Origin of the sequence: Anaeromyxobacter terrae, assembly GCF_022690685.1 — a bacterium.
Classification (GTDB): domain Bacteria; phylum Myxococcota; class Myxococcia; order Myxococcales; family Anaeromyxobacteraceae; genus Anaeromyxobacter; species Anaeromyxobacter terrae.
Map to the genome: position 1 here is coordinate 21,274 of NZ_JALCYY010000006.1, position 17,797 is coordinate 39,070.

Sequence of the window (17,797 nt, forward strand, 5' to 3'; positions counted from 1 at the left end):
GGGCGGACTCGGGCCACGGCGACGGGCTCACCAGGGCAGCGGCCGTCCGTCCCGGAAGAAACCGCCGTTCGGGCCGTCGTCCGGGAGCGTCGCCGCCCAGACGATCCCGCGCGCGCCGTCCGGGAGGGGCCTGCCGCCGGCACCGCCCATGTCGGTCGCCACCCAGCCCGGGCAGACTGCGTTCACCAGGATGCCGGTGCCGGCCAGCTCGGCGGCGAGGACCCGCGTCAGCGCGTTGAGGGCGGCCTTGGAGGTGGAGTAGGCGGGCGTGTCCGCGCCCATCGAGGCGAGCGAGCCGGCCTCGCTCGACACGTTCACGATGCGTCCTCGACCCTGCTCGAGCATGAGCGGCAGGAGCGCCTCGGCGAGGCGCCACGCGCCGAAGAGGTTCGTCTCGAACGCCTCGCGGACCACCCGCCAGTCGGGGCTCGAGGCGCGATCCCCGGTGTCGTAGTGGATCCCGGCGTTGTTGACGAGCACGTCGCAGCGGCCAAAGGCGGCGCGGACCTCCGCGGCGAGCCGCGCCGGTGACTCCGGGTCGGCCACGTCGAGGACCAGGGGGTGGACCTTCCCTTCGAGAGATCGCGCAGCCGCCTCGCCCTTCCGAAGATCGCGGACCCCCATCACCACGCGGAAGCCAAGGTGAGCGAGCTGCCGGCTCACCTCCAGGCCGAGCCCGCGGTTCGCGCCGCTGACGATCGCGACGGGAGCCTCAGCCATGCTCACCTCGCTGCCCGCCGGTCACGCGCTGCCGGCTCCCTCACGGCAAACCGGCGATCAGCTTCCGGAACTCGGCCTCCGGGAACGCCCTGAAGCTCTCGGTCCTGACGTTGCCCAGCGATCCGAGCGCGAGGATGATCTTGCCCGCGGTCTCGTCGTCGGGCGCATCCCAGACGACCAGCATGTCGTAGTGGCCCATGAGGAGAAAGAACTGCTTCAGCTCACCCCCTGCTGCCTTGAAGGCCTTCTTGGCGGCGTCGAGCCGGGCCGGGCCCTCCTTGACGTTCCGGATGCCCTGCTCCGTGTAGCGCAGCAATGACACGTTCGTCGGCATATCGTTCCCTCCGTCTGCCACGGATTGACCAACCGTGGCCCTCGAGACGGCGAACATCAACGGTCGGCTCAACTGGGAGCGGGCGCCGGCCTTCGGACGTGCGAGTCACCGCCCCGCAACGTCTCGAGCGCCTCTGCGGCAGGAACGACGCCTCGTCGACGGGCGGCGCGCGGTCGGTCGGCTTCCTTGCCTGCGTCGCGGGCGGAGCTGCAGGTCGCCGAGGTCCGCGTCCAGCGTCCGCGCGATCGCGCTCCCGGCCGGCGAGCGGATCGCCGCCCAGGGCCCGGCAGGCGGCAGACGCGCGAGGGCCACGCGTCAGCGACGGCCGCCCACCTCGTCGAGATGCTCGAGGAGGTCCGCCGGATCCTCGAACACGCGGTACGCGCCGGCGCGCTCCAGCTCTCCCTCTCCGTAGCCGCCGGACAGCAGGCCGATCCCGAGCGCGCGCGCCCGCTGGGCCGCGAGCATGTCCCACACGGCGTCCCCCACGACCGAGGCCGTCTCGATCGGCACGCCGAGGCGCTGCGCGGCGGCGAGGAAGAGATCGGGATCGGGCTTCGCGTGCCTGACCTGGTCCCGCGTGACGACCGGCACGCGCTGCAGATCGACGCCGAGCGAGGCGATCACCGGCCCGGCCCACTCCATCCGGCCGCTCGTCGCGATCGCCCACGGGATCCCGGCCTCGGTGAGCGCCGCGAGCAGGGCGCGCGCGCCGGGCAGGGGCCGCACGTCGGCCTGGCGCCGCCGGTACGCCTCGCCGTGCAAGCGCTGCAGCCGCTCGATGCGCTCGAGTGACAGCTCCACGCCCGTCTCGCGCAGGAGCATGTTGGCGAACAGGCCACCGCTCATGCCGATCCGGCGATGGATCCGCCACACCGAGAGCTCGATCCCCTCCGACTCGAGCGCCTCGCGCCAGGCGAGCACGTGCTGGTAGACGCTGTCGACGAGCGTGCCGTCGAGGTCGAACAGGAAGGAGGTGCGCGGCTGTAGCGCCGTCGTCGGTCCGTCGGGACTCATATGACCGGACGTTGCGCACGCCGATGGCCGATCGGCTCGCCATCTTCGCAGCGGACAGGATCGTCCCGTGACGCGTGACCCGAAGGTGCCGGACCGTCGCGGCCGGGATCACGCGCCGTCCCGCTCGAACATCCTCAGCTCCCAGCGGTCCGCTCGCTCGTCGTGGCGGAGGAGGTACACCGCTCCGTCGTCGCCCCGGAGCTTGAAGTAGCGATGGTCCGGGCCGAGCCAGCGGTCGATCACCTCGACGACCTCGACGCGCCGGCCCTCGAGCTCGAACCGCAGGGGCGTCTCCTCCCCGCGATATCCGGCATGGCAATCCACCTTCAGGTCCATACGAGTCCGCGGGCGCACCGCGTCCACCTTCCTGCGAGCAGCACCGATCCACGGTTCACTGCGCGGTGCGCGCGTCGCGCGCAACTGCGCCGGCAGGCTCGAGGCGTGGGCGCGGCCGGGCCGAGCCTCGTCGAGCCCGCCGGTCGACGGACGTCGCTCCGGCGGGCAGTCGACGCGGCGCTCGATGGGCCGGGTCCGGCTTTCGGGTTCACCCTCGGCGTTCCCCCCGCACGGCCCCTTGTCACGGGGACCCGGACCCGGGATCGATCTCACCCGAGGTGCACCTCGCCACCGGAGGGCGTATGGAGACGACCGAGCCACGGCGCTGGGCGTCGCTCGCGGAGGTGCTGTGCAGGGAGCTGACGCACGTCCGACGGTGGGACGACGTCCCGCGGCCGCCGCCGGAGACGGCGGTCGAGCCGAGCGCGCTGCGGGCCGTCCATGCCTGCATCGCACGGCACGCCAGGAAGCCGGGCGAGAAGCTCTCCGCGCTCTGCCTGTCGGGCGGAGGCATCCGCAGCGCGACCTTCAACCTCGGCGTGCTGCAGGCGCTCGCGCGCGCGGACGTGCTGCATCGGTTCGACTACCTGTCGACGGTCTCGGGCGGAGGGTACGTCGGGGCCTGGCTCCAGTCGTGGATCGCGCGAGAGCGCGAGGAGGCGCAGAAGCCTGCCCTCCAGAGCTCCGGGGACGTCCCGCGCCCGCCGGATGACGGCCCGCCGCCCCGGGGACGTGAGCCGACCGAGGCGCAGCGCCTCCGCGCCGAGGGAACGGATCCGCTCCGGATCGTCATGACCCTCCTCCGCCGCCCGGGGCGTACGCCCGGGGAGACGGAGCAGGGCAAGGGCGCCGTCGACGATCCGATCGCACCCGAGCCCGAGCCGATCGACCGGCTCCGCGAGTTCAGCAACTACCTGACGCCGCGCACCGGGCCGTGGTCGGCCGACTCCTGGACCGTGGTCGCCATCGTGCTGCGCAACCTGCTCCTCAACTGGCTCGTGATCGTCCCGGTGATCGCCGCGGCGGTCATGGTGCCCCAGGTCGCGTATCTCCTGACCGTGCGCTACGCCCTCTCCGCGAACGCCCGCTGGGCGCTCGCCCTCTCCGGCACGGCGCTCGCGTTCGGCTTCCTCTCGAGCGTCATCGACCACTGGCTCAGGGCCGAGCCGCGCCCCGGGCGGCTCCCCGAGGACCCGCTCGCGCGACGAGTCGAGCGCCGCCAGCGGCGGCGGTGGCGCGGCTGGCTCTCCTCCGCCTCGCTCGTCCTGCTCGTCTCCGCGGCCACGCTGTTCGCCCTGGCGACCACCTGGGCCGAGTATCCGTGGCAGCTCCTGCACGGGCTCGGGGCGGCCCACCAGGATCCCGGGCTCTGGGCGCGCTCGTGGCGCCTCGCGATCTGGACCGTCGGGGTCCCGCTGGGCGCGGCGGTCGTGGCGATGCTGGGCCGCAAGGCCGCAGGGAAGGCCGTCTCCGCGCGGCGCGCGATCGCCGGGGAGGTCTTCGCGATCTCGCTGTCGGGGTTCGCCGCCGCCGTGGCGCTCGGATGGCTCATGGGCAATCCGTCGCGCGAGCTCCTGAGCAGGCCGCCGCTCTTCACGGTCCTGGCGCTCCCGCTCCTGCTGCTCGTCTACGTCATGGCGCGCGCGCTCTTCACCGCGCTCGAGGGCCCGTTCCTCTCCGCGGCTCCGGGCCGGCCGGCGCCCGGCGACGCCGATCGCGAGTGGTGGGCGCGCGTCACGGGCCGCGTGCTGCGGGTCGCCGCCGCGTGGGCGGCGGTGAGCACCCTCGTGCTGCTCGGGACGTGGCTGGTCGGCGCGGGGGTCGAGGGGGCGTACCAGCAGCTCCACGTGCGCCTCACGGGCGCCGCCGCGGCCTTCACGACGCTGGCCGGGCTCGCCACCGGGCTCCTCGGGAAGAGCGCCGAGACGCCCTCGGGGCGCGCGGGGCCGAGCACGTCCCCCTGGAAGGCCTTCGCGCTGAGGGTCGCCGCGCCGGCCACCGTGGCGGCCCTCATCGTGCTGCTCGCCGCCGGGACCGCATGGCTGGCGCACGGCCTCGCGGGGGACCCGCCGTGCTTCCTGAGCGTGCGCATGGACGGAGCGTGCTGGGCCGAGGCCGTCGGCTCCCGGACGATGGTGCTCATGTTCCTGGAGGGGCTGGGCCTCGTCGCGATCGCCGCCGTCGCCGGAGCCTTCGTGAACGTGAACCGGTTCTCGCTCCATGCGATGTACCGGAGCCGGCTCGTGCGGGCGTACCTGGGCGCCTCGAACCTGGATCGCCGGCCGAACCCCACCACCGGCTTCGACGAGGACGACGAGCGGCTTCCGCTGGCGAGCCTGAGGCCCAACCCCGGGGAGCGCGCGCAGCTCTTCCCCATCGTGAACGTCACGCTCAACCTGGTGGCCGGTGAGCGACTCGCGTGGCAGGAGCGGCGCGCCGAGTCCTTCTCGATGACCCCGCTCTTCTGCGGCAACTTCCACGAGGGCTACCGTCCGACGGAGGACTACGGGGGCCCCAGCGGCGAGGGCGTGTCGCTCGCGACCGCGATGGCGATCTCGGGCGCCGCCGCGAACCCGAACATGGGCTACGTCTCGACGCCGGCCCTGACGTTCCTCATGGCGCTCCTCAACGCGCGTCTCGGGGTGTGGCTGCCGAACACGAACGAGAACGGAGGCGAGGACGTGGCCCGCACCGGCCCGCGCCACGCGACCTACCACCTCGTCAAGGAGATGCTCGGCCTCACGACGCGCTATGCGCCGTTCGTGAACCTCTCCGATGGCGGGCACTTCGACAACCTCGGCCTCTACGAGGTCGTGCTCCGCCGCTGCCGGTTCGTGGTGGTGAGCGACGCGGGCTGCGATCCCCGCCACGGCTTCAGCGACCTCGGGAACGCGCTGCGCAAGATCCGGATCGACTTCGGCATCCCCATCGAGTTCGAGCGGGAGATCGAGATCCGGCAGCGCGCGGGGCGGCCTCACCCCGGCCTGTACTGCGCCATCGCGCGGATCGGCTACGACGTCCCGGACGGCCCGGATGCGCTCCCGGGCACGCTCGTCTACGTCAAGCCGACCGTGCAGGACACGCCGAAGGCCTCGATCCCTTACGACGTGCGCGCCTACGCGAACGCCTGCAGGGCGTTCCCTCACGAGTCCACCGTCGACCAGTGGTTCTCCGAGTCGCAGTTCGAGAGCTACCGGGCGCTCGGCGCACACCTCGTCGAGGCGATGCTCGGGACGAGGCCGCTCCAGTCGCTCGCCGAGCTCGAGCACTCGCTGCGGTCGTACGCCAGGCAAGGCGAGCCGCTCGACGACACCGTCCGGGCGCTGTTCGGCCCGACGTTCGCGCCAGCCGCGGCGTGCTGCGCCGCGCCGGAGGCACGGGCGACGGGAGCCGCTCCGGACCTGCGCTCCGTGTCCGCCCCCGGAGCGTGACGGCGCCCCTCGCGCTTCGCTGCGCCGCCGGCGCCTGAGGCCGGCGGGAGCGAGCTCGCCGGCCGCAACGATGGCGTCGCGCACCGAGATGGCGTTGCGGGACCAACGCCTCGTCGGTGTCCCATGGCGTGTCGCTCGAAAATCCCACAGGTTATCGCCACCTGCAGGCTGGCCGGATCCTTGCTGTCCTCGGCCGCGATCCGGGCACCGCCAGCCGGCGCCGGCGATCGCCCGACCTTCCTTTCCCTCCACGGGAGCGACGATGAGCCTGACCTGGCGCGAGCTGCTGATGACCGACCACGAGACCACCGAGCGCGTCTTCTCCGCGGCCGAGAAGGCCCTCGGGGCGGCGGAAGGCCCGTCGCCGGGGCTGGTCGCCAACCTGCGCGAGTATCTGGTCGGCTATGTCGATCGCTGCCACAACCAGAAGGAGGAGCGGACCGTGTTCCCGCTCCTCCAGCGCGCCGGCATGCCGGTCGAGGGCGGCCCGCTCGCGGTGATGCTGGCGGAGCATGGCCGGGCGAAGGCGCTCGTGGAGCGGCTCGACGTCGCCGCCGCGGCCTACGTGGCCGGCGACCGGGCGCGGCTCGACGAGCTGCGCGAGGTCCTCGGAGAGTACGCGGCGCTCTGCAAGGATCACTTCTGGAAGGAGAACGACATCCTCTACCCGCTGGCTGCGCGCATGCTGGACGAGGAGACGCAGGCCGGCATCGTCGGGGCCATCGAGGCGGTGGAGGCCGGGATCGGGCCCGACACGCGCCGGCGCTACTACCGGATCGCCGACGAGATCGTGCGCGCCGTCGAGCTCGAGGACCTGTCGTACGGCCTCGACCGCGAGGTGCTCGCCGCGGTCCTCAACTCGCTGCCCGTCGAGCTGTCGTTCATCGATCAGGAGGACCGGGTCCGCTACTTCAGCCACGAGCGGGGCGAGAAGATCTTCCCGCGCAGCCGCGGCGCGATCGGGACGAACGTCCGCAACTGCCATCCGCAGAAGAGCGTGCACCTCGTGGAGCGGATCCTGTCCGACTTCAAGGCCGGCCGCCGTGAGGTGGCCGAGTTCTGGATCGACATGGGGCCGCGCAAGATCCACATCCGCTACTGGCCGGTGCGCGACGACGCGGGCCGCTACCTGGGCTGCCTCGAGACGGTGCAGGACGTCTCCGGCATCCAGCGGCTCACCGGGCAGCGGCGATTGCTCGAGGAGGCGGCCTGAGGCGGCGCGCCGGAGCCGCCGCGAGGGTGGCGCAACCTCGGGGTTGCATCGCGCCGAGCCCGTGGCTAGATACGCAACCGGGAGGTTGCACATGGCCACGACGAGCACCGATCGCATCGAGAAGCAGATCGTCCTGCGGGCGCCCCGCGCGCGGGTCTGGCGAGCGCTCACCGACCTGCGGGAGTTCGGCAGCTGGTTCGGGGTGAAGATGGAGACCGGCTTCGCGCCTGGAGCGGTGGCGCGCGGGCGGATCACCTACCCCGGGTACGAGCACCTCGTCTTCGAGGCGACCGTGGAGCGGATGGAGCCGGAGCGGCTCCTGGCCTGGCGCTGGCACCCGGCGCCGCTCGACGCGGCCGCGGACTACTCGAAGGAGCCCACCACGCTCGTGACCCTCACGCTCGAGGAGACGCCGGAGGGGACCCGGCTCACCGTGGTCGAGTCCGGGTTCGACCAGCTCCCGCTCGAGCGCCGCGCCGAGGCCTTCCGGATGAACGAGGGCGGCTGGGCCGAGCAGATGCGGAACGTCGAACGCCATGTCTCCGGGGCATAGCGCCGCCGGGCGCGGCGCTGGCCGCGCTGCCGGCGCCGCGCCCATGTTCGCCGCGCTCGGAGACGAGACCCGGCTCGCGCTCGTGGCGCGACTCTGCGCGGCCGGGCCGCTCTCCACCGCGCGCCTCGCGCAGGGCGCGGCCATCTCGCGCCAGGCCATCGCGAAGCACCTCGACGTGCTCGCCGGCGCGGGCCTCGTGCGGCGCGGCGCGGGTGGCCCGGGCCGCGAGCGGCGCTGGGAGATCGAGCCGCGCCGGCTCGACGAGGCGCGCCGCGCGCTCGAGCAGATCTCCCGGCGCTGGGACGAGGCGCTCGAGCGCCTCCGGAAGGCAGTGGAGGAGGAACCCTGACCATCCACCGATCGCAGGGGGGGCCTCGGGCTCGATCCGCTTTGACACCCGACGAAAGCCGTCTACGGTGTCCGCCATGGCGGAGAGGAATCGGCGCAGGGTACCGGACGAGATCTCGGCCGACGCCGTCCACGTGGTGCCCGGCGGCGCCGAGTGGCACGACCCACGGCAGCCCGCGCCCGAAGCCACGCTCCGCATCGCGAATGCGTCCGGGGAACCCGCCAACGCACCCGCAGCGCGACGGCGGGCGCATCGCCTCGCCCTGGTCGCGGTCATCGTGGTCGCGGCCACGATGCGGATCGCGTGGAACGACGTCACGAGGTTCTCGCCCGCCGACGAGACGCATTACCTCGAGACCGCGCGGGCGCTCGCCCCGTCCGTCCTCGCGAGGTACCCCGTGCTCGCGGCCGAGTATCTGTCCCACCCCACGGCGTGGAAGTTCCCGAGCTTCCTCCGCTGGGGGTGGTACGGGATCGGCGCGGTGGTCTGCAAGGCTCAGCCGGACTGCTCGCACCGCAGCCTGGCCTGGATCTCCACGCTGGCGGGGATCCTCGTCGTCCTGCTCGCCTACGCGGTAGGTCGCGCTCGCCTCGGCGAGCGCGCGGCCCTGCTCGGCGCCGCGTTCGTCGCCGCGTCGCCGCTTCAGCTCGGGCTCGGCCGCCGCGCGCTGCAGGACGAGCTCGTGTGCGCGACGGTCCTGGCCGCCCTCTGGACCGCCCTTCGCGTGCTGGACGCGCCGAACGGCGCGCGCGCGTGGGGGCGCTACGCGGCGGCCATCTCGGCCGCTTCGCTCGCGTTCGCGGTGAAGGAGACCTTCGTCCTCTACGCGCCCGCGTTCATCGCGCTGTGGCTGTTCACGCGCGCGCGCCGCGGCGGGGGCAGGCCGCTCGACGCCGCGCTCCTGCTCGTCCCACCGCTCGTCTACTACGGTGGCTATTGCCTGCTGACGCACTCCGGGACGCAGTTCTTCGAGATGGCCCGCGTCGCCGTCTCGTCGCTCGGCTCCGAGTACGCGCGCCAGTACCAGTCCGGACCGCCTCACCGGTATCTCGTCGATCTGCTCGTCCTCTCGCCGGTGCCCGTGCTGCTCGCGATCGGCGCCGGCGCGTCGATCGTCTCCTCGCGGGTCCAGGCGGTGAGCGGCCCTCGCCAGCTCGCGGCGTTCGCCGCGCTCGCGCTCGCGTCGTTCGCGCTCGTGTCGAAGAGCGTTCGCTTCGTCGCGGCGCCGGACGCGCTCGTCTCGCTCCTGGCTGCGTGGTTCGTCATCTCGCTCGCGGAGCGCTCGCGGACGCCGCTCCGGCTGATCGCCGCGGCCGGGATGATCGTCGTGGCCTCGAACCTGTGGATCTTCGACCGGGTGTTCCTGCAGGGGCAGGTCGGCGACCCGACCACCTACGAGGTCCTCCGCGCGCTCGAGGCGATCCCGCGCTGAGCTGCGGGCGCGTGCGCGGCGGCCGAGCCGGCGACGCGCCCACCGCTGGTCGGCAGACGCACGAGACGCGCGGTCGACCGCCCGACCGCGGGCAGGCGCGCGCGGTCACTCGCGTCGATCCTGCTCTGGCTCCTTCGATATGAGAGCGGAGGAGGAACGCGCATGTTCAGGAGCACGAAAGCATTCTCGGGGTTCTCGGTGGACGACGTGCCGAAGGCGAAGGAGTTCTACGGCCGATTGCTCGGGCTGGAGGTCTCCGAGGCCAACGGCCTGCTCTGGCTGCACATCGGCGGCGGCGGCAAGGTGCTGCTGTATCCCAAGCCCAACCATGTCCCCGCGACGTTCACCGTCCTCAACTTCCCGGTCGCCGACGTCGATCGGGCCGTGGACGAGCTGACGCGAGCCGGCGTCCGGTTCGAGCGTTACGAGGAGGAGTCCCTCCGGACGGACGAGAAGGGCATCTTCCGCGGCGGTGGCCCGCTCATCGCGTGGTTCAGGGATCCCGCTGGCAACATCCTCTCGGTGATCGACGAGCGGTGAGGCGCCGCGGCGGCGACGCGTGCGCGCCCGTGGAGGCGCGTGCGGAGCGCCGCCGCGCTCGCGCTCGGATCCTCCGCTGCTTCGAGCCTCAGTCGTGAGGCCGGACGCCGGGAACGAGCCCGGCCAGCTCCGCGTCCGGCCGGAAGAATCCGTACCGCCGGAGCTCGCGGACGCGGTCCGCGAGGTGAGGCTCCTTCCGCAGGATCGCCCCGAGGCGCGCCGGCGCTGGCCGCGGCGTCGGAGCGAGCGCGTCGCGGACGTACGCACGGACGTTCACCTGCGCGAAGACCTCGCCGCCCGAGGCGGACATGGCGAGGGCGGCGAGCGAACCGGGGGCGAGGAGCGCCGCCATGCGATCGCGCGAGTAGGTCTGGACCATCACGAGCGGCAACCGCAGGACGGGGATCCGCTTCAGGTATCCGAGGAGGAGCTCGCTCCACCAGCTCGCGTGGCCGAGCATGATCCGGCCCAGCTCGTGGCCGATCACGAACTCGAAGACGTCCCGGCGCGCGCCGATGTCGCCGACTCCGTCGAAGAGCTTCTCGCCGAGGACGATGGCCCGGGTCCCGCTTCGCAGCGCGAGCGCATCGGAGAGCCCCACGCTCGGAAGAGCCGAGACGTAGAGCGCCGGCACGGGGGTGCCGAGCGCCCGGCACTGCCGCTCCAGGATGGCGTGGAGCTCCGGCAGCTGATCCTGGCCGAGCCGGATCGAGTTCAGGTGGATCATCATCCACCGTCCGAGCCGCAAGAAGCCCATCGCCGGCACGATGAGGACCGCCACCACCGCGGCCCCGCGAACTCGCCGGACGAGCTGGGCGGCCTGCGGGTGCGCAGACAGCCAGTCCGGCGCGAGCAGGATCGCGGCGACCGCGGCCGCGACGAGGGCGAGGTTCGCCGCCGCGGAGAGCAGCAGGACCCGGCGCTCACGCGGATGCCGTACCTGCGACAGGTCGATGACCCGGCCCGGCAGGGCCACGGCACCCGCGGCGTCAACTCCGACCGGCAATCGATGGCCTTCCTTCCGGCTTCACATCTTGCCCCCACGGTCGAGCACGATGCCTGGGAACTCAGGGCCCCGGCGACGCGCCTCCGTCGACCCGCACTGCCGGACCCCGGTGACGTCCCTCGACGGGAGGTGACCGTGCCGCGCCGGCGCGCGAACGCGTCGGGCGAGCGCCTGGCGGCATCACCGCCCGCCCTGAGGACATCCGGGCGCCCGCGAGATTCGAGGCGTCGCCCGCGCCGATCCGTGCCTTGATGCTGATGACCGCAGCACGATCGCAAGATACCTGTCGACACGGAGGCGCGAAGAGCATGACGCGACCGCGCTGCGCCGCCTTCCTGGCCATGAGCCTGGACGGATTCATCGCGAGGCCCGACGGCCGGGTGGACTGGCTCGACGCATACGAGGCGCCGCCGGAGGACTACGCTGCCTTCTTCGCCAGCGTCGACACCGTCCTCATCGGCCGCGACACGTACGACCTCGTGGTCACCTTCCCGGAGTGGCCGTACGGGGCCAAGCGGGTCGCAGTCCTGACCCACCGGCCTCCGGCGCCGCGCCACGGCGAGGCGTTCGTCGCCGGCGAGCCCGCCCGCGTCCTGGCCTGTCTCGCGGCCGCCGGGAGCCGGAGCGTCTACGTGGACGGCGGGGCGGTGGTCTCGCAGTACCTCGCGGCCGGCGTCCTCGACGAGCTCACGGTCACCGTGGTCCCCCTCGTGCTGGGTGCCGGCCGGCGGCTCTTCCAGGGCGCGCTGCCGGAGCGGCGCTTCTCGCTCGTCGCGAGCCACGCCCACCCCTCCGGCCTCGTGCGGATCACCTACCGCCCGACCTGAGCGCGCTCCGTGGCGCCGGGCTCACGCCCACGTGCGACGGGTCCCCCGGCGCCCTCGCGCCCCTACCACACCCGCACGCGCTCCGCGGGCGCGAGGTAGAGCGCCTGCCCGGGCTGGACGCCGAACGCCGCGTACCACGGATCGAGGTTGCGCACCGTGAGAGACCGGTAGCGGCCGGGGGCGTGACCGTCGGTGAGGAGCTGCCGGCGCTGCGCCGGCTCGCGTGCCTTCGTCTGCCAGGTCTGCGCGTAGGCGACGAAGAACTGCTGGTCGCCGTCGAGGCCGTCGACCTGGGGCGGCTTCGCGCCGGCGAGCGACCCGTGCCAGGCATCGTACGCGGCGGCGAGGCCGGCCAGGTCGGCGATGTTCTCGCCGAGCGTGAGCTTTCCGTTCACCGCGGCGTCCGGGAACGGCTTGTAGCCGTCGTACTGCTGGACGAGCTTCTGCCCCGCCGCCTGGAAGCTGGCGAGATCTTCGGGCGTCCACCAGTTCTCGAGCTTGCCGCGCGCGTCGAAGAGCGCGCCCTGATCGTCGAAGCTGTGGCTGATCTCGTGGCCGATCGTCGCGCCGATCGAGGCGTACTTCGCGGCTGGCGTGGCGCCGCGGTCGTAGAACGGCGGCTCCATGAAGCCCGCCGGGAAGTTCAGCGCGTTCCGCACGGGGAGGTTCACGGCGTTGACCTCGTGCGGGAGCATGCACCACTCGCCCCGGTCGGGCGCCTTCCCGAGCTTCGCGAGCTGGCGGCGGTACTCGAAGAGCTGCGCGCGCTCCACGTCGCCGAGGAGATCGCCCTTCACGATCTCGAGGCCGCCGTAGTCGATCCACTGGTCCGGGTAGCCGACCCCGACCTCGAGGACCGCGAGCTTCTCCTTCGCGCGTGCCTTCGTGGCCGGCGCCATCCAGTCGAGCGCGTCGATGCGGTGGGCGAACGCGTCGCGGAGGTTTCGCACCATCCCCTGGATCTCCGCCTTGGCCTCGGGCGGGAAGTGGCGCTTCACGTAGATGCGCCCGACCGCCTCGCCGATGGCGGAGTCGACCACGCCGAGCCCGCGCTTCCAGCGGGCGCGCTGCTGCGGCGTCCCGGTCAGCGTCGTGCCGTAGAACGCGAACGACTCGTCGACGAACGCCTTCGAGAGGAGCGGCGCAGCGCGGTCGACGGCGCGGGCGGTGAGGTAGTCCTTCCACGTCCCGAGCGGCTCGCTCTTCACGAGCGCGGCGAGGCCGGTGAGGGCGGTCGGCTGCCAGGCGATGAAGCGCGGCTGCCGGTCGAGCGCGGCCGCGCGGAGGAACGCGCCCCAGTCCAGGCCCGGGGCCCGCTGCTCGAGGTCCGCGAGCGTCCAGGGGTGGTTGCCCTTCTGCACGTCGCCCGCGTCCTCGCGCGAGCCGTGGGTCTTCGCGAGCTTGGTCTCGAACGCCAGCACGCGCTCCGCGCGCGCCCCCGGGTCCGCGAGCCCGGCGAGCGCGAAGACCTTCTCGAGGTGCGCGCGGTACTGCGTGCGGATGGCGGCCATCCGCGGGGAGGCGTCGAGGTAGTAGTCGCGGTCCGGGAGCCCGAGGCCGCCCTGCACGAGGTAGACGGTGTTCCGCGACGGCTCGTTCAGGTCCTGCTCGATCCAGACGCCCAGCGGGCGCGCGGTCGTCAGGTTCGTGCAGTTGAAGATGTCGACGTCGGCGCGCACGGTGGCGCCGAGCTCCGCGGCGAGCGCGCGGGCGTCCGCGAGCGCCGCGATGCGGGCGAGCGTCGGGCGGAGCGGCTCGATGCCCTTCGCCTCGATGCCGGCCTCGTCCATGAAGCTCGAGTAGAGGTCGCCGATCTTGCGCGCGTCGGAGCCGGCGGGCGCGTCGCCGCGCGCGGCCTCCTCGACGATGGTGCGCGTGCGGGCCTCGACCGTCTGGAACACGCGCAGGAACGCGCCGGTGCTGGAGCGGTCCGGCGGGATCTCGGCGGTCCGCATGAAGGCGCCGTTCGCGTACTCGTAGAAGTCGTCGCCCGGCTTCACGGCGGGGTCCATCGCGGCGACGTCGACGGCGTGGGAGGAGGCCGTCTGCGTCGGCGTCGCTGCCGGCGTCGCCTGGGCGGTGGGCTTCTTGCCGGCGCAGGCGACGAGCGCGGCGAGGGAGAGGACCAGGGCGGTGCGCAGGATCACGGGCGGCCTCGGGTGGTCAGGGTCGAACGCTCGGCGATGAGCGCCGAGGCGCGCGCATTGTGTCATCGCCCGGGGGCGGGTGCGGCAAAATCCGGCGGTTCGCACGCCGCCGCCGAACCGCGCGCGTACCGGAACGGGGCCGCTCGGGTCAGCGCGCCCGTCGTGACGGCGGAGGGAGCGCCACGCCGAGCTCCTTCAGGATCCGAGGCCGCCGCGCGAAGTTCGCGTACGTGAACTTGCCCTTGATCTTGCCGGCCGCGTCGAAGTGAAAGACGTCCAGCCCTTCCCAGCCGAAGCGATCGCCGACGAGCGCGCCGACGATGACCCGCTCGAACTTCAGCGCCACGGTCGTCGGCCTCGCGTGCGTGAGGTCGTGGCGGCATACCCAGCGGACGGCCGCCTTGCGGGACTTCTCGTCGATGAGTCGGTCGTGCTCGTCGAAGCGCATCGCACCGAGGACACCATTGAACTGAGGCTCGAATTCCCGGCGGATCGCCGCGCGCCCGATCCGCTCGACGCCGTTCGCGGGTCGGTACACCGCGTCCTCCGCGAAATAGGTCATCACCCCGTCGAGATCGCCGGCGTTGAATGCCTCGAGGAAGCCGTCAAGGATCGCGGTCATCGAAGCTGCGGGGGCTTGTTGGGGTGTCATGGTCAACCCTGCGGGCCGAAATACGATAGGCGCCGATCTGCGGTCGTCTCGGCGCGATCGCGGACGCGGAGCGCGAGATCGCGAAGCGTCACGGCGAGAGCTTCGCGTACGGGTTCCATCTGCTCGCCGAGTGAGACGATCGTCACCCCGGCTGGTTCCTCGCCCAGTCCTGGCGCAGAGCTTCGCGGACCGCCTTCACGCTCTCGTGGGTCGCGTCGTCGCACGTCTGGCACTTACAGCGCGGGCAACCGTCGACGTGAAGCTGCAGGGCCGCGAACATCCATTCGGCCGCGGCGGAGAGCGTCGTGCGGCGAAACTGCAGATGCGCCGAGAGACCGTCTTTCGTTCGCGCCACCATGTACGAACGATGCTGCGTAACGCCTCGGGGCTGCGAGGAGGCATCGTGCCGCACCGCATTTCGGGGACCGCTCGATCGAGCAAGCGGCTCGTCGGGCCGGCGCAAGTGGCGCGCGGCATTCGATGGGGACGTGCGTGTGGGGGAGAGCGGGTACGGGACGTCCGCGCCCGGCACTACACGGGTGGAGGATCCATCGCGCGATCCCAGTTGCGGTGCTTGGCCAGCCCGGCCAGGAAGGCCTTCGTCCCCGGGCCGACCTTCCCGGCCGGGACCACGATCAGCGCGGGGTCGCCCGCGTCGAGCGGCAGGGACGCCTTCTCGAGGAGGGTCTGGCCCGCGCCGACCGCCAGGATGGTCTTGCAGTGACGGTACTGATCCTTCACGAACTCGACGGCGTGCCCCAGCGAGGACAGCGCCGCGGCGGAGGCCTCGCCGTCCGGCACCACCACCGCGTCGAACAGGCAGGAGGGCATGGTCTCGAGCGTCGCGTCGGGCTCGAGCGCATCGCCGGTCGCGCTCTCCACCGGGCCGAGCCGGGCTGCCACGAGGCGCGGCACCGCGCCGGCCTCGGTGAGGGCGCGGTGCACGGCAAGCGCACCCTCCCCGTCGACACCCGCGGCGACCAGGATGGCGATCTTCCGGCCACCGACGTCGCCTCGGCCCGGGCGCGCGAAGAGGGAGAGCGCCGGCGACTGCTTCACCTCGGGCCTCACGACCCTCCCCGCCAGCGGCAAGGGCTCCGGCACCTCGAGGCCGAGGCCATCCGCCACCGCTCGAGCGAGCACGTCGCTCACGTTCGCGAGCTGCGCGACCACCCGCCGCCGCACGGCCGGCGTCTGCACCTTCGTGAGCTCGAAGCGGAAGGCTCGCACGATGTGCGCCTGCTCCACCTCCGACTGGCTCTCCCAGAACAGCGTGGCCTGCGTGTAGTGGTCGGCGAACTTCTCGGGCTTCCCGCGCACCTTGTCCTCGGGCGACGGATCGGGGAACGAGGTGAAGCCGGCCGCCGCGCCGAGCTGGAACGGGCAGCCGCCGGCGAGCGAGTTGGGCTCGTACGCCACGCGCCCCCGGTGGATCGCCTGCCGGTGCATCCCGTCGCGCTGGTCGTTGTGCACCTGCGCCACCGGAGCGTTGATGGGGATCTCGTGGAAGTTCGGCCCCCCGAGGCGGGAGATCTGCGTGTCGACGTACGAGTGGATGCGGCCAGCGAGCAGCGGATCGTTCGAGAAGTCGATCCCCGGCACGACGTGCGCCGCGCAGAAGGCGACCTGCTCCGTCTCGGCGAAGAAGTTGTCGGGGTTCCGGTTCAGCACGAGCCGCCCCACCGGCCGCACCGGCACGAGCTCCTCCGGGACGATCTTGGTCGGGTCGAGGACGTCGAACGAGAACCGGTCGGCCTGCTCCTCGGTGAAGAGCTGGACGCCCAGCTCCCACTCCGGGAACTGCCCCGCCTCGATGGACTCCCACAGGTCGCGGCGGTGGTAGTCGGGATCGGCGCCGTTGATCTTCACGCACTCGTCCCAGTCGAGCGAGTGGGTCCCGCGCACCGGATTCCAGTGGAACTTCACGAACCGTGACTCGCCCTTCGCGTTGACGAAGCGGAAGGTGTGCACCCCGAAGCCCTGCATCATGGAGAAGCTCCGCGGGAGCGCGCGGTCGCTCATGAGCCAGAGGAGCATGTGCGTCGACTCGGGCATGAGCGACACGAAGTCCCAGAACGTGTCGTGCGCGCTCGACGCCTGCGGCATCGCATGGTGCGGCTCGGGCTTCACGGCGTGCACGAGGTCGGGGAACTTGATGGCGTCCTGGATGAAGAACACCGGCATGTTGTTGCCCACGAGGTCGAAGTTCCCCTCGTCGGTGTAGAACTTCACGGCGAAGCCGCGGACGTCGCGGACGAGATCCGGCGAGCCGCGCTCGCCCGCGACCGTCGAGAAGCGCGCGAAGACCGGCGTGCGCTTGCCCTTCTCCGAGAGGAACGAGGCCCGGGTGACGCCGGCCAGGGCCTCGGTGCACTCGAAGAACCCGTGCGCGGCCGAGCCTCTCGCGTGCACGATGCGCTCGGGGATCCGCTCGTGATCGAAGTGCGTGATCTTCTCGCGGAGGATGAAGTCCTCCATGAGCGTGGGGCCGCGGAGCCCCGCCTTGAGCGAGCTCTGGTCGTCGGCGATCGGGACGCCCTGGTTCGTGGTGAGCCCCTGGCCGCTGGAGTCCACCCGCACGCGGTCGAGCGGCAGGTTGCCTGGGTTCACTCCCAGCCGCTCCTGCGGCCTGCCCCGTCCCACCTTGGAGGACGAGACCGTCTCGCTGAGCGTGCTGCCGGTCGCGGTCGCGTCCGTCGGCGCCGCGTGCGCCCCCTCCGGCGGGTTGCGCGCGAGGGCGCCGTGCTCGGCCTTCTTGTTCGGGTTGAACGGCATGGCCGCGGCGAGCGCGTCGGCGGCGGCGAGCTTCGCGGCGAGCAGATCGTCCGCGCTCGCCGCGGAGGCTCCGCGCCGCGATCCGCCCACCGTGGAACGCGCGGACGCCTTGGCGGGGGACTTCTTCGGAGGCAGAGCAGGCTTCTTCGTCTTGGCGGGCATGCGCGCGTGCTCCCTGCGTGTGAGGTCGCAGATCGGCGAGTGGGTACCTCGACAACCTCCGTCGGGCCCGCGCGCCGCGGTAGCGCCGCCGCCTGCGGGACCGGGCCGGCCCACGACCGCCGGGTCGGGCGTCGGCTCGCAGGTCAGGCCGACCTGCTCGTCGTCGCGCTGCGCACGACCGGGCCGGTCGCGGTCGACGTCCATCGTCCGACCGACAAGGACCGCACCGTCGCGCGTTTGCCATCCACGACACGGTCGAAGGCGGGCCGGACTCGCACGCCCCGCCGAGGTAGGACCCCAAGT

At 72.5% G+C, this 17,797-nt stretch carries 15 protein-coding genes; 7 read left to right on the plus strand and 8 right to left on the minus strand.

The window, feature by feature from the left end:
• Nucleotides 1-27: 27 nt before the first annotated feature.
• The 4 genes from MNY62_RS03935 to MNY62_RS03950 all read right to left on the minus strand — a co-directional run bounded on the left by MNY62_RS03935 (nt 28) and on the right by MNY62_RS03950 (nt 2,425).
• Nucleotides 28-720, minus strand: coding sequence for an SDR family oxidoreductase (locus MNY62_RS03935; protein ID WP_242342796.1), 693 nt, complete (start codon nt 718-720; stop codon nt 28-30).
• A gap of 40 nt (nt 721-760) precedes the next feature.
• Nucleotides 761-1,054, minus strand: coding sequence for a GYD domain-containing protein (locus MNY62_RS03940; RefSeq protein WP_242342797.1), 294 nt, complete (start codon nt 1,052-1,054; stop codon nt 761-763).
• 315 nt (nt 1,055-1,369) lie between these two features.
• On the minus strand, nt 1,370-2,071 hold the full coding sequence (locus MNY62_RS03945; protein WP_242342798.1) for an HAD family hydrolase: 702 nt from the start codon (nt 2,069-2,071) through the stop codon (nt 1,370-1,372).
• A 108-nt stretch (nt 2,072-2,179) separates the two neighbouring features.
• Nucleotides 2,180-2,425, minus strand: a complete 246-nt coding sequence (locus MNY62_RS03950) for a hypothetical protein (protein WP_242342799.1) — start codon at nt 2,423-2,425, stop codon at nt 2,180-2,182.
• 284 nt (nt 2,426-2,709) lie between these two features.
• On the opposite strand from MNY62_RS03950, the gene MNY62_RS03955 reads away from it, so the two are divergent.
• From MNY62_RS03955 to MNY62_RS03980, 6 genes are all read left to right on the plus strand, one after another.
• A complete protein-coding gene (locus MNY62_RS03955) occupies nt 2,710-5,838 on the plus strand; it encodes a patatin-like phospholipase family protein (RefSeq protein ID WP_242342800.1) in 3,129 nt (1,042 codons plus the stop codon).
• Nucleotides 5,839-6,100: 262 nt separating this feature from the next.
• Nucleotides 6,101-7,051 (plus strand): PAS domain-containing protein, encoded by a 951-nt coding sequence (locus MNY62_RS03960; protein ID WP_242342801.1) that lies wholly within the window; start codon nt 6,101-6,103, stop codon nt 7,049-7,051.
• Between the two features lie 91 nt (nt 7,052-7,142).
• Nucleotides 7,143-7,604: an SRPBCC family protein gene (locus MNY62_RS03965; RefSeq protein WP_242342802.1), complete on the plus strand. Its 462-nt coding sequence runs from the start codon at nt 7,143-7,145 to the stop codon at nt 7,602-7,604.
• Nucleotides 7,588-7,953: an ArsR/SmtB family transcription factor gene (locus MNY62_RS03970; protein ID WP_242342803.1), complete on the plus strand. Its 366-nt coding sequence runs from the start codon at nt 7,588-7,590 to the stop codon at nt 7,951-7,953. The genes MNY62_RS03965 and MNY62_RS03970 overlap by 17 nt, the downstream gene beginning before the upstream one ends.
• 76 nt (nt 7,954-8,029) lie before the next feature.
• A complete protein-coding gene (locus tag MNY62_RS03975; protein ID WP_242342804.1) occupies nt 8,030-9,385 on the plus strand; it encodes a glycosyltransferase family 39 protein in 1,356 nt (451 codons plus the stop codon).
• 162 nt (nt 9,386-9,547) lie between these two features.
• Nucleotides 9,548-9,925, plus strand: a complete 378-nt coding sequence (locus MNY62_RS03980; RefSeq protein WP_242342805.1) for a VOC family protein — start codon at nt 9,548-9,550, stop codon at nt 9,923-9,925.
• Nucleotides 9,926-10,013: 88 nt separating this feature from the next.
• Here MNY62_RS03980 and MNY62_RS03985 read toward each other — a convergent pair whose 3' ends face one another.
• Complete coding sequence (locus MNY62_RS03985; protein ID WP_242342806.1) at nt 10,014-10,931, minus strand: M48 family metallopeptidase; 918 nt, start codon at nt 10,929-10,931, stop codon at nt 10,014-10,016.
• 308 nt (nt 10,932-11,239) lie between these two features.
• On the opposite strand from MNY62_RS03985, the gene MNY62_RS03990 reads away from it, so the two are divergent.
• Complete coding sequence (locus MNY62_RS03990; RefSeq protein ID WP_242342807.1) at nt 11,240-11,758, plus strand: dihydrofolate reductase family protein; 519 nt, start codon at nt 11,240-11,242, stop codon at nt 11,756-11,758.
• A gap of 62 nt (nt 11,759-11,820) precedes the next feature.
• Here MNY62_RS03990 and MNY62_RS03995 read toward each other — a convergent pair whose 3' ends face one another.
• The 3 genes from MNY62_RS03995 to MNY62_RS04005 form a co-directional block, all read right to left on the minus strand.
• Complete coding sequence (locus MNY62_RS03995) at nt 11,821-13,905, minus strand: M13 family metallopeptidase (protein ID WP_242342808.1); 2,085 nt, start codon at nt 13,903-13,905, stop codon at nt 11,821-11,823.
• A 148-nt stretch (nt 13,906-14,053) separates the two neighbouring features.
• Nucleotides 14,054-14,527, minus strand: coding sequence for a YybH family protein (locus MNY62_RS04000; protein WP_242342809.1), 474 nt, complete (start codon nt 14,525-14,527; stop codon nt 14,054-14,056).
• 561 nt (nt 14,528-15,088) lie between these two features.
• Nucleotides 15,089-17,494 carry a catalase gene (locus tag MNY62_RS04005; RefSeq protein WP_242342810.1) on the minus strand — a complete coding sequence of 802 codons (2,406 nt, stop codon included), beginning with the start codon at nt 17,492-17,494 and terminating at the stop codon, nt 15,089-15,091.
• Nucleotides 17,495-17,797: the final 303 nt, after the last annotated feature.

Excerpts from the sequence above, each read along its gene's own strand:
- MNY62_RS03935 (WP_242342796.1), bottom strand. The coding sequence starts at position 720 with ATGGCTGAGGCTCCCGTCGCGATCGTCAGCGGCGCGAACCGCGGGCTC.
- MNY62_RS03940 (WP_242342797.1), bottom strand. The coding sequence starts at position 1,054 with ATGCCGACGAACGTGTCATTGCTGCGCTACACGGAGCAGGGCATCCGG.
- MNY62_RS03945 (WP_242342798.1), bottom strand. The coding sequence starts at position 2,071 with ATGAGTCCCGACGGACCGACGACGGCGCTACAGCCGCGCACCTCCTTC.
- MNY62_RS03955 (WP_242342800.1), top strand. The coding sequence starts at position 2,710 with ATGGAGACGACCGAGCCACGGCGCTGGGCGTCGCTCGCGGAGGTGCTG.
- MNY62_RS03960 (WP_242342801.1), top strand. The coding sequence starts at position 6,101 with ATGAGCCTGACCTGGCGCGAGCTGCTGATGACCGACCACGAGACCACC.
- MNY62_RS03965 (WP_242342802.1), top strand. The coding sequence starts at position 7,143 with ATGGCCACGACGAGCACCGATCGCATCGAGAAGCAGATCGTCCTGCGG.
- MNY62_RS03970 (WP_242342803.1), top strand. The coding sequence starts at position 7,588 with ATGTCTCCGGGGCATAGCGCCGCCGGGCGCGGCGCTGGCCGCGCTGCC.
- MNY62_RS03975 (WP_242342804.1), top strand. The coding sequence starts at position 8,030 with ATGGCGGAGAGGAATCGGCGCAGGGTACCGGACGAGATCTCGGCCGAC.
- MNY62_RS03980 (WP_242342805.1), top strand. The coding sequence starts at position 9,548 with ATGTTCAGGAGCACGAAAGCATTCTCGGGGTTCTCGGTGGACGACGTG.
- MNY62_RS03990 (WP_242342807.1), top strand. The coding sequence starts at position 11,240 with ATGACGCGACCGCGCTGCGCCGCCTTCCTGGCCATGAGCCTGGACGGA.
- MNY62_RS04000 (WP_242342809.1), bottom strand. The coding sequence starts at position 14,527 with ATGACCGCGATCCTTGACGGCTTCCTCGAGGCATTCAACGCCGGCGAT.
- MNY62_RS04005 (WP_242342810.1), bottom strand. The coding sequence starts at position 17,494 with ATGCCCGCCAAGACGAAGAAGCCTGCTCTGCCTCCGAAGAAGTCCCCC.